Origin of the sequence: Methylocystis heyeri, from assembly GCF_004802635.2 — a bacterium.
Taxonomy (GTDB): Bacteria; Pseudomonadota; Alphaproteobacteria; order Rhizobiales; family Beijerinckiaceae; genus Methylocystis; species Methylocystis heyeri.
In genome coordinates this window covers 59120-70532 of record NZ_CP046053.1, presented here as the reverse complement: position 1 = coordinate 70532, position 11413 = coordinate 59120, and the positions used below count along the sequence as shown (strand labels likewise).

The window sequence follows — 11413 nt, the reverse complement described above, 5'->3', positions numbered from 1 at the left end:
TGCCCATCTTGGACGCCTATGTCTCGTCCTCACGATGTCCCGTCTGGAGGAGGCCAAATCTCGCACGCGACCTTCAACAAGGCTTCCCCGCGAGCATCGATGCATGCTTCGTCCCAGTGATCGGGATGGGCTGCTACCAACTTGGCGTTGAGCCTGAGCATGCTGTGATCATTCAAGGCTGAGCGCTTGCCGCTCTTCCCGGGAACGGGGTCCAACCAAGGAGCATTTGACAGCGTGGGGTTCAGCTTGTCGCTGACCAAAGTCAGGTTGCCGATCGCGTTCACCTTGCTGTCGCGAAGACGTATCGCCTCATCCGTCTCGACCGGCCAGTTTTTCTGCCATGTCTGCGGCAAGATGTGTTCGATCTGAAGCTTTTCGAAATCGAACTGGATGATCGGCTCTGCCTTCCCATTGGCGCGATGATAATGCTCCTCGATCGCCTGCAAGATCATGGCGACGCGCTCCCTGCGAATGTTCCCGTAGAAGGGCCGCCGATGCCAGTCTCTCCCGAACGCTTCATCGTCGGGCCATTTGATGGTCTTGCTGCCCGCATGGGAGAGCACTGCTCGGATGGTCCCCGCCACCGGGCCCTCAGCGACACCGTCGAGCGTCTCCAAAAGCGTCATGCAAAGGTTCCCGTATCCGCGAGTATCCGAATTGCAGACCATGCGGCGGACGAGATAGCTCTCCAATGTCGCACCCACCTCATCCCGGTCAGACTGGTCCGACGCTCCCCTCCCCATCACCCCCAAGAGGAATGGGTGGAAGACCACCAAGCCCATGGTGGCCAAGCGCCTGAGAGTGACATCAAAACGGGTGTTACCCTGTGGGTGGGTGATCGCGCGGAAACGTCGGGCATTGACGTCTATATCGGCCATGATCGCGGGGACGTCGCACTGCCCTCCTTTGCCCTGCGCCGCGACTTCTGCCTCGGTGCGTTTCACGAAGCGATCATAGAGGTGCTTGACCGGGACAATCTCTCGGCAACGGCGGGACAGCCAGTTCTGAAGGAACGTATCGATGCGTGCGCGGGCGGCATGGCCGGTTCCGACCTCCTTGCGCCAATATTCATGGTCGCGATCGAAAGAAAGCCAGTACTCGTTGTAAAGCCGGTCCAAGGGATGCGTTTGCCCCGAAGCCTCCCACAGCAGCCAGTTTTTGATCAGATCCGCTGGAAGGAGGGGCGTTCCATGAGCATTCAAGGTTTCGAAGATCGCCTGAGGCTCATCTCGATCCTCTAGATCAAGGACGATCAATCGCAAGTGATCCTTCAAGGCGCCAGCCAGCGCCGGAACACGCTCCACGACCTCTCCGTCGTCAAGCCACGCGCTCGCCTTGCCAAAGAAGCGTCAACAGGGATCTCGCTTGGTTCAGCCGCATCCATGACGTGCCGGAAGGGGGCCCGATCCTCGTTGGTCGGCCAAACCTTGTACTTCTCCTCGTCTTCCGCGTAGGCTGAATTCGCGGTCAATGATGCGACCTGACGGGACGCAACCTTGGCCGCTTTTGATCCGTCGTCGTCCCCAGCCGCCATAGCGGCCCGCATCCGTTGGTCAAACGCGTGCTGGATTGCACGGAGCACGATTTGAAGGGTCGTTAGCCTCTGCTGGCCGTCGATAATCTCCCGCACGGCGATGCTGCCGGTCTTGTGGGGGAGCTGCTCCAAGACCACTGTACCAAGAAAATGGCCTCGAACCTGCTTCGCGTCCTTTGTCGCCACCACGCGATCCGCAAGGTCCGAGATATCGTCCCATAGAGGCTCCCAGTTGTCGGCTTCAATCCAGACATAAGGCCTCTGGAAGAGCGGTACAGTATGCCGCGTCTCGGAACCGAAGATTCGCAACAATTCATAGTATGAGGGCTGCATTGAAGTGTTTTCTCCTATTGGCTGAATATCACGCCACGTCGCGGTCCCGCTCTCCCCATCCCCGCGACAGCCGCTTTGTGACGTCAGTCCGAGCCAAGACGCGCTCGCAAAGCTCCCAGCGATGCTCGTCCTCCGTCACGCCCGCCGCATATCTGAGGTCGAAGGCGTTGGCCTGCTTCTTTTTCGTCGTGAATTCGCGCAGTCTCTCGGCAAGGGTCTCGATGTCCTCGATCCAGTCGTCCTCGATCACGTCGGGAAGCGTACCGAATATGTTGTAGCGGTCCTGCATGCGGGCCGAGAGCGTTTCGTAGACCTTCTCGTCGATCGTGCCGTGGTAGACGAGGTTGGCCATGTCGACCTTCTCGCGCCGCTGCCCGAACCGCTTGATGCGCCCGATGCGCTGCTCCAACCGCGACGGGTTCCAAGGGAGGTCGACGTCGATCAGCGTGCCGAGGGTTTGGAGGTTCAGCCCCTCGCAGGCGGCGTCGGTCGCGACGACGAGCCTGATGGTCTTTTCCTTGACGGCCCTCTTGATCATCTCGCGCTCGACGCTTTTCCGTTCACCATTGATGAACAACGCGGACTTCCCGGCGCCGGCGTAGACCGCGACCGTCTCGCCCGGCAGGCGCGCGGTCAGCCGTTCCCCGATCCAATGCACCGTGTCGTAATACTGGCTGAAGACGATGCACCCCATTTCCAACCAGCGCCGGTCGAGGAGATAGAACAGGACGGCGTCGAGCTTCGGGTCGCTCGAGTCCCTTTCGAGGCTATCGATGATCGTCTGTAGATGCAGGCGCTCCTCGCCGACGATATCCAGCTTCTCGTCGCCGAGGTTCAGTTGGAACTCCTCGTCGTCGATCGGGCGACCTTCAAGAAGCTTCTTCGCCGTCGCCAGCCCCGAGGCGACGCTCGAGCATATGCGCTGACGCAGAAGTCCCTTCAGGAAGCCGGCGGCCTTCTGGCGCTTGCCGAACGCCTTGGTGAATTTCTCGGCCGCCTCATAGGCGACATCGAACGTCACCGAGGTCCGCAATCCCAGCCCGTCGAACATCGGCGGCGCCGAATCTTGCCGCGGGTGGATATCGACGGGGATCTTGGGGATCAGCCCGGCATCCTCCAACGTCGCGCGCCGGCGCAGCACGACGTGGCGGACGATCGGGTTGTTCCGCTGGAAGAAGGTCAAGCCATTTGACCGCGAAAGGACATCGTCCTCGAACTGGGGACGGACGAAATCGTCGTCGTCGGGGATCTGGCCGTAAGGCAGGTCGGTGATGAACTTGTCGTCGGCGAGTCCGATGGCGTTCCGTACATGGCCGAAGATCACGTCGGCCTCCTTGGCCGGCGGCATCGGGTTGCGGAACCATTCCCATGCCTCGCGGTCGCCGGTGACGTCGACCTCGCCCGTGATCATCGGGATGGCCTTCTCCAGGTCGCGCCATTGGCTCCACGCGTCGCCAAGGACGAAATCGACGCCTTGGCTGAGGACTTTCATCAGGTCCCAAAGGTCGGCCACGTCGGTCTGGATGGGGGTCGCAGTGCCGAGCAGGACGTGCTCGGCGCGCGCCGCCGCGTCCATCATGAATTGCAGAAGATTGTTGGCTTTGCGTTCGTCCGCGCTCTTCGACTTGGCGCCGCGCGCGCGATGGGCCTCGTCCAAAATCAGCAGGCCGAATTTTTTCGACTTGAGAAGCTTGCGCTCCTCCGTCATGTGGACGATGAGGCCGGTGGAAACGATGGCGATCTGCCGGGGGCATTTCGTGATCCCCTCGGCACCGACCGACGGCAAGGGCAGTTCATCGGGGTCGAGTTGCCACGCCTTTTGGCTGGACAGCCAGACCGCCGAAGGGATGTTGAGCTTGTCCTTCAGCTCCATCTGCCACTGGGTCGTCAGGGTGGCCGGGCAGAGGATCAGCACGGGGCCGTCGCCCATCAGCGCGGACACCAGCGCGCTGCCGGCGAGGGAGAGAGTCTTGCCGACGCCGACCTCGTCCGCGAGCAGAAGCCGCACCTTCTTGTAGACCGCGCGGTGATGTAGGAACAACCCGACAAAGGCCCGCTGCCACGGCATCAGTTGTTCGCCGCCGCGATAGAGGTTGCTTTCCACCAGGGCGGCTGGCGCCACATCCTGCGCCTCAAGCTCCTCCAGTTGGACTTCGACGCGGTGCGCGCTGCGCCCAATCTCGTCGATGATGGCGTCGGGAAGTGGCTTGCCGAGCGCCCAAAGATGCTCGAATTCGTCCTCGACCCATGCGACGCCGTCGGCGGACGAGTCTTCCCAGACGAGTTCGTAATTCTCGCTCCACCCCTCGCGGGTTTCGTTCAGGCTGCCCATGAAGGCTGTGGACGATCCGTCGGGGCGGCGAATGACGCCGGCCTTGCCATGGAGGAACGGCGCGTCGGCGCGGGAGACGACGCGGATCTCGACGTTGCCCTTCCTCAGGATCTCATACAGACGCTGGTAGCGCGGGCGCCGCAGGAAACTCTCGACGGAGTCATCGACCTCGTTCCAGCGTTCCTTGAGGAGCTGTTCGCGGGCCTGCTTGGCGGCGTTGATGTCCTGGGGGTCGAGGTCGGCGTTGCAGATAACCCGCACCTTGCCGATCGACTCGATCTCCTCGTTGACGAGGTCGAAGATCGAGGAGCGGAAATAGCCGGCGATGCGATTGTATTCGGACGCGCCTTGGAGCCGGTCCTTCAGATAGACATGCGACAGCCGCCCTTGGCGAGAGGAGAAGCGGTCGAGCCGTCCTCCTCCGACGATTTCCGTCACGCGGTTGCCGCCGGCCTTCGCATCCATTCCGTCACCCGAAGCGTTCGTTGCGAATCAATCCATGGAGGATAGCGGCGGCCCGGGCTTCCGCCTCATCGAGGTTGGCGCGCTTCTTGGCGATATAGTCGGCGAGCGAGATCAGGTCGTCGCGGACGTTGAAATAGTCGGGGATCAGGTCGTGCAGGTGCGAAAGCACGTCGTCGCTGTCGACATCGTTTTGAATTTCGTAGATGGCGAACAACATGGCGCGGGACTTCGAGGAGCCGAACTCGGTCCCCTCGAAGCCGGCCTTCTTGAATTCCTTTGCCGACTTCAAGCGCGCCTCGTTCGGCACCGTCGAACCCATCAGGTCGTCGTATTTGGGGACACGGAAGGCTCGGGAGAAGTTCTGGTAGTTGTCGAGCTTCTTGGCGCCCGCCTCTTCCACATCCATCATCTTGAAGAAGAAACGCTCGGAGCCAGTCAGTTGCCCCCATACCTTCGGCGACATTCCCTCGGGGACCATATGCTCGTTGGCGACCTGCACCGCGAACTCGATGATCTCGGCAACGAGTCCGCGCTCGCCCTTCACCCGCGGGCGCAGCGCCTCCTTGGTCATGTCGACGCCGTCGATGGTCGTGTATTTCGTCAGGACGCGCAGCGCCGCCGCGTAGCCGGCCATCTGGAGGTCGGCGTCCTCGAAAAGGTTCTCGATGCGCCCGTGGCCCTTGAGGCTCTGGTTTAGCCCGGCCATGGTGTCGATCTGGTCGGCGACCTCGACCTTCACCTCTTGGACGACTTCGTCCTTATAGCCGTGCTCTCCATCCTTGCGCTTGCGGAGGACGAGAATGACCGTCCCTTGGACGTATCCGCCCTTCTTGAGTTCGGACGTGGTCTCCGTCGCGATGTACCACGCCGCCATGACCCGCAGGCCGGCGCCCCAGAAGATCTGCGCCATGTCACCCCAGACACCGGCGTCCTGATGGGTGAACATGACGATCTGGAGGCCATTGTCGGGCATGTGGTCAGCCATCGCCTTGTAGGCGTCGACCATGCCTTTGCGGAAGTCCTCGCCGTCGCCCTTGATTGCGAGAGGGCGGCGGGAATCCCAAGTCCAATGCTTGAATGGCTCTGGAGGGCGTTTCCGAAGCCATGCGATGAAGAACTCCGAAATTTCATGGTAATGAACGGCATCAGCGTAAGGCGGATCGGTGATGAAAATATCCGACCGATCTGCGAGCGCGAGCGCGGAAGTGTTGGATACCTGTCCCTGTCCGCGGATCGTCGCGGTTGGAACCTCCTTGGTCACGACAATATCGCGCAACAAGAAATTTGAAGCGCGCGACGCGTAATTCCAAAACGTGTTGAAGGCCTGATTATAGAAGACGTGGTTCGGCAGGTCTCTTGCGCCTCCGGCTTGCTTGCCATCGGCATCAAGCGGAGCATTAGTTGTGGCCCATTGGCACAGCTTGCTCGCATGATTAAGCAGAGAGGGAATGAGGACGCCGATTTCCGCCTCATGATTATTCTTCAGCAACGAAGCGATGATGATGTAATCGCGTGGGGTAAAGGCATGATGCCAACGGGTCCAGCCGCGGGTGCGAATCATTTCGCTCGTCTTTTCGCCGGGCGAGATACTCATGTCAGGCACAAGACCTTGTGCTTGCCAAGAAGTGAGATTCGCCTCAACGAATTCATGAACTTTATGCTCTCGAGCTTCGTCCTCAGGTCTGACGGACGTGAAAAACGTCGTCTGACGCGGCTTACGCAAGGTTTCTTTTGTGATCCACTGAATGGCGTAAAGTCGCTCCTGAAAAAGGTCGCTCGGACGTGGCGCAAAATCACCTTTCTCCCAAGGGCGGATATTCGTGACTGTTTCCCCGTTGGAACCCTTGCGATCGCCGCGCAAAGACTTTACTGGCGTAGCAAACACCTCTCCACCAACTTCGTGGACAAGCCGACCGCCTTGGATCGTCCCTTTTAGAGCAGATTCGAATTCCGCTGCGTCCTGAGCCGTCCTTACCTCGATCTCATATCGCTTGTTCGCCTGATCGGGGATCAGGACAGCGATCACTTTCTTTGACCTCGAAATGACCCACGATGGTGACATCGGCACCATCCAACCCGTTTGAGGGCATCGAGTTTCCAGGCAATACAAATATGCCTTAGCGCGATTTCCCTTCGAGTCATGCTCGATGCCGAGCGCCGTGATTTCCTCGTCGATCGAGACGAGAAGACTCTTTTCGGCGATTTCGAGCGCCTTCCTGCGCTTTGAGGGCGCCCCGATAACGTTGAGCGCACCCCACGTCAGCATGCAGGCAATTGGATTGAGATCCGACGCATAGGCATCGCAGCCAAGCCTCGCGGCCTCGAATGGTATCGATCCGCCACCGCAAAACACGTCACCGATACGGGGACGGGCTCCAAAGCGCATAATCCCGATCTGCTCAATCAACTCCGAGAGACTATTCGCGTTCGTCCCGAGATGCTCATTAACCCATGGAAGTTGTTCGGAGGTGAGAGTTTCCTCATCAACCTCTTCCGGGCGAAGCAGTCTTTCGACCCGCGCCTGATATGGCATACGCGCGATGACCGCGCTCATCAGATCGTTCCGCTCTTTCCTAGTCATCTTTCGGAATTTAGCTAGCTGATTGTCATTTTGTTCAAATAACGCGGATAGCTGTTCTGGTGTCGCAAAAGCTTTGATCTCATCAATTGTCAGTGAGAGCTTGAATCGTTCCCTGACTTGATCGTCGCTCAGGCCGCACAGCGCCTCGAAGACTGCAAGATCTTCTTCGTCGTTGCCGGTGGAGGGCAAGAGCGCACCAAGCACGCATGCTCGAACGAGGATCAGTGGCTTGCGGCCCTTCCAATAGGAGCCGAGCCCGGTGAGCGTTTGTCCCTTGACGGCCTTCCGCTCCTTCTGTGCCTCGACCGAAATCTTCTGCGCCGGCCACACGCGCTCGATCAACGAAGGCGCATCCTTCAGCGAAAACGGCGTCACCGGCGACTTGGAGACCACTGCGTCCATTCCTTTTCCAATCAATCTTCGAATAGCCGGGGAAGCTGCGGGCGATCATCCTTGGCTTTGGTCTTGGCCTTCGCCTTGGTGGTTCGAATCTCCGCGACCTCCTCGCCGGTCGGATTCTCCGTCAGGGCGATCCTGATCGCCTTGCGCCAGCCGATGTCGCCGTCGTCCTCGCCGCCGGTCATCGCCGCGGCCATGGAGAACAGCCACCAACGCTCGTCGGGACGCAGGGCCACCCAGTTGCGGACGGCGTTGGGGACGAGATCCTTCGCAGCGGCTTCGACGCCCCATGCCAAGACGCACAGTTCCCGACCCAGCAGCCGCTCGACTTTGTTGGTCCCGCTCGACCACCGGCTCGTCGAAAGCTTCTTTTCCTTGAGGCGCTCGTTCAAGACACGCTTGGCCTCCTCGGCGATAGCGGCCCATGCGGCGCGCGGCAGGCGGCAGCGCACGACGGAATCCGGCAGGCCGTTCGTGCCGCTCCTCAATCCAAAGTGCTCGGTGATGACGACGGACTCCGTGCGCGCGGCGGGGATCTCCACCGTGAAGTGATGGGGGTCCATCTCATTGGGCACGCCAAAGCCTATCGTCTTCTTCTCACTCACTGCTGCACCTCTTCGGGATCGACCTTGATCTGCTCGGACGTCTCTTGCAGGAACTCCGTGAGATCGGCGCCGCTGGCGAACTTGAACTCGCCGAAGGTGAACTCGACCTCTGCCGCCTCGTCGCCGATGGCAGTGCGCGCGGCGCTTATGAACGCCTCGATGGCGTCGGGCGCCAGGTCCGTCCCGGGCCCGAAGCGGGTGGTGGCGTTTTTGTCGCCCTTGCCGACGGTGACGACGACGCCGTTGCCGAAGGTCGCCCTGTTCTTCTTGCCGGCGCGGATCGTGACGAAGGTGTCCGCCGTCGTCGCGAGCTTGGTTTTCTTAGCGACCGTTGCCGGCTTGCCGGGGTCGATGGTCGCCTTGCCGCCGGTCACCGCGCGGATGGTGAAGTTCCTCGACACCGAGACGCCGGCGTCCTCGGCGTAGGCGTAGATCGTGGCCTCGCCGTCGCCGGGGATGTCGATCGACCCGGTGTAGACCTTGCCCTCCTTGACGTTGGTGCCGTCGAGGTTCCAGCGGATTTCTCCACGCGGTTTGACCGACAAGGTGACGCTCCGCTTGCCCATGACCTCCTTGGGGTCGTGGGTGATCGTCAGGGTGTTGGTCCACTTCTCGGCGGGGCCGGTGTCATGCTTGCCCTCGGGGTCGACCGCGAGGAACCACAGGACCGTCGCGTCGCTCTCGAAGGTGACGTCGGGGACCGCCGGCGACGACGCCGACACTGCGTCCGTCGGGGCGTAATGGATGCGAACCTTGTCGCCGCCGTTGATGGCCGTCAGGTCGATGGTCGCCTTGCCGTCGTCGTCGCGGGTGCGGGTGACGGCCTTCACCGCCGTCTTCGCCGGCGGGAAAGGCCCCTTCTCGACGTAGCCGTCGCCGTTGTCCCGCCACGCGCCGGTGTTGACGGTCCGCTTACGCAGATCGTCGAGACCCTTCGCCGGCAGCCAAGGCCAGCGCACGTTGCAGATGGCCTGCTCCTCGATGTCCTTCCAGCGGGCGCGCCGGTCGCCGCCGGCGATCCACAGCATCTGCTCGGCGCGCGTGCGCAGGGTATCGGCGTTGACCTCGGTGATCTCATTGTAGAGCTTCGACGCCCCGGTAGAGGCCAGCGCCTCCTCGACGGCGGTCTCGCCGTCGATCGAATTCGACTTGCCGTCCTTGGCCTTGGTCGGCGTCATCTTGAGGGGAACCGACAGCAGGCCGTCGCCATCCTTGGGATGCCTCCCAGGATAGTAGAGCCGGTTGAACAGGCTGGTCAGGGTCGAATTGAACTCGAATTCGGCGAGTTCGGTCTCCTCGTTCAGCTCCGCGACGTTGGGCGACTTGTCGCCGCCGTCCTCGTCCCGGACCTTGGCGACCGCCCAGATGCGCCGAACCCGGTCCTCCAGCTTGGCGAGATCGCTGCCGTCGCCGGTCAGGATGCAGAAATTGTTCTTCTGGACGACGGCGTCGAACAGGCGCTTGGCGTCCTCGGGCGGCACCTTCTTGTCGGGGCTGAGGACGAGCAGCAAACGACCGCCGCCGGTCTTGATGTCCTCGATCTTCGGCAGGGCGAGAAGCTCGGAATAGGCGGTCTTGCGGCGGGGCTCGAAGACGGCGAGGAGGCGCCGCTGCAATTCGGCGTCGATCTTGGGTTGCGCGGCGCCCTCCGCGTATTTCTCGATCTTCTTGCGAAGATTCTCGTTCTTGGCGAACACCCAAGCGTCGTTGTCGCGCCGGTGCAGATACCAGCATTCCCCGCGCAACTGCTCGAACGCGTCGTCGAACTCGATCGCGGAGCGAAGGGGCGCGACGAGATTTTCGATGAGCTGGAGCTTGGTGAGCCCCTTCACGGCGCCGCTCGCCTCGGGTAGCGACGCCATCAGGACGAGTCGGGCGACCTGGCTGGCGGAATCGCGGCCCATCTGCTCGTCGATGACCTGCGCGTGGCCCCGGGCGCTTTCCGTGCCGGCGATGTCGTGGGCGATGGCGCCCGACAGGTCGTAGATGTTGGTCATGCCGTCGCGGATATCCGCCTGCGTCAAGTCGATGTGCTGGCAGCCGACCAGATAGACGTCGTTGGTCGGGCGTTCCTGAACGGAGCGCACCATCATCGCGGCGAGGGTCATAAGACCGCGGGTCTGGCGGAAGGCCTCGTTGTCCTTGAACAGAGCGAGGATGTGCTTGAACGACGGATGGAACGGATAGGAGGCGGAGATCTCGTCGGCGATCTGCTCGGCGGACTTCGTCACGGCCTTGGAGCGCACCGCATCCGAGATGGCCTCGGAGAAGGCGGTCGCCACGGAGTCCACGACGCCGGCGTCGGGCTCGGCGAGCAGCAGGCGCCGGCGGAGGATGTGGTAGATCTCGTCGGAACCCAGCTCCACCGGTGTGATGCTCTTGGCCTGCCGCGCGGATTCCTTCTGCAAATCCCCGTTGGCCTTCTGGATCATCGCGGCGATCTGCTGCGAGGCGCCGTGATAGCTGCCGGAAAGATTCGAGATGACGATGCAGAGGCGCTTCAGTTTCAGCGCGGCGGAAAGCAGGTTCGCGACGGCGTAGACCGTTACGTCCGCAAGCGTACCGCCGCCGACGGGCTGCGTGACGCCGTAACCGAAATAGGGCGGCAGCTCGTCGAGCAGGATCAGGGTCGGCTCGTCGCCGATGAGGTTGACCCAATCCTTCTCGTTCGGCGCCTGCGGGCTTCCCTTGTAGAATTCGACGAAATCGTCGGCCTTGCCCAATTGCTCGGCGATGTCGCCCCACAGGTGCTTGTCGCGGGAGATCGAGCGGCCCGAGATGGCGACGACGCGCGCCGCAGTCGGCGTGAAGCCCTGCGAGATCTCCTTGGGAACGAGATGCGCGAGGCCGGGATTGGCGGCGAGGTAGCCGAGGGCGAGCATGGAGTGCGTCTTGCCGCCACCCATGGACTGCTTGAGTTCGAAGACGGCCTGTCCCGACGACCCCGCGAGACGCTGGAGCCCCTGCCGCAGCAGGGTGTGCATGCCGCCGGTGACGTAGGTCTTCCTGAAGAACGCCTCCGCGGCGCCGGCGTCGTGGCCGACGAGATCCTCGAGGCTCTCGATCTGGTCGCTGAGCGCGTAATCTATCGCCTTGGGGTCGAACCGGCAGGCGTCCTTGACCGTTTGCAGCATTACTGTGTTCCCGTAGGGCAATATGGTGGG

Annotated in this window: 6 protein-coding genes; all 6 read right to left on the bottom strand. The window is 61.7% G+C overall.

The window, feature by feature from the left end; translation table 11 throughout:
* Positions 1-29 precede the first annotated feature (29 nt).
* The 6 genes from H2LOC_RS20870 to H2LOC_RS20845 are packed head-to-tail and all read right to left on the bottom strand — an operon-like array spanning position 30 to position 11383.
* Positions 30-1304: an HNH endonuclease family protein gene (locus tag H2LOC_RS20870; protein WP_136498126.1), complete on the bottom strand. Its 1275-nt coding sequence runs from the start codon at positions 1302-1304 to the stop codon at positions 30-32.
* Entirely contained in the window at positions 1271-1867 is a 597-nt protein-coding gene (locus tag H2LOC_RS20865) for a DUF262 domain-containing protein (RefSeq protein ID WP_136498125.1), read from the bottom strand. Before H2LOC_RS20865 ends, H2LOC_RS20870 begins: the two co-directional genes overlap by 34 nt.
* A gap of 28 nt (positions 1868-1895) precedes the next feature.
* Entirely contained in the window at positions 1896-4664 is a 2769-nt protein-coding gene (locus H2LOC_RS20860; protein ID WP_136498124.1) for a phospholipase D-like domain-containing anti-phage protein, read from the bottom strand.
* Between the two features lie 4 nt (positions 4665-4668).
* Positions 4669-7647: an anti-phage-associated DUF1156 domain-containing protein gene (locus H2LOC_RS20855; RefSeq protein ID WP_154331773.1), complete on the bottom strand. Its 2979-nt coding sequence runs from the start codon at positions 7645-7647 to the stop codon at positions 4669-4671.
* Positions 7648-7658: 11 nt separating this feature from the next.
* A complete protein-coding gene (locus H2LOC_RS20850; protein WP_136498123.1) occupies positions 7659-8249 on the bottom strand; it encodes an anti-phage-associated DUF3780 domain-containing protein in 591 nt (196 codons plus the stop codon).
* Complete coding sequence (locus H2LOC_RS20845; RefSeq protein ID WP_136498122.1) at positions 8246-11383, bottom strand: anti-phage-associated DUF499 domain-containing protein; 3138 nt, start codon at positions 11381-11383, stop codon at positions 8246-8248. Before H2LOC_RS20845 ends, H2LOC_RS20850 begins: the two co-directional genes overlap by 4 nt.
* Positions 11384-11413: the final 30 nt, after the last annotated feature.

Bases quoted from the DNA above. Each gene is read 5' to 3' on its own strand.
- H2LOC_RS20855 (WP_154331773.1), bottom strand. From the start codon at position 7,647: ATGGACGCAGTGGTCTCCAAGTCGCCGGTGACGCCGTTTTCGCTGAAG.
- H2LOC_RS20865 (WP_136498125.1), bottom strand. From the start codon at position 1,867: ATGCAGCCCTCATACTATGAATTGTTGCGAATCTTCGGTTCCGAGACG.
- H2LOC_RS20860 (WP_136498124.1), bottom strand. From the start codon at position 4,664: ATGGATGCGAAGGCCGGCGGCAACCGCGTGACGGAAATCGTCGGAGGA.
- H2LOC_RS20845 (WP_136498122.1), bottom strand. From the start codon at position 11,383: ATGCTGCAAACGGTCAAGGACGCCTGCCGGTTCGACCCCAAGGCGATA.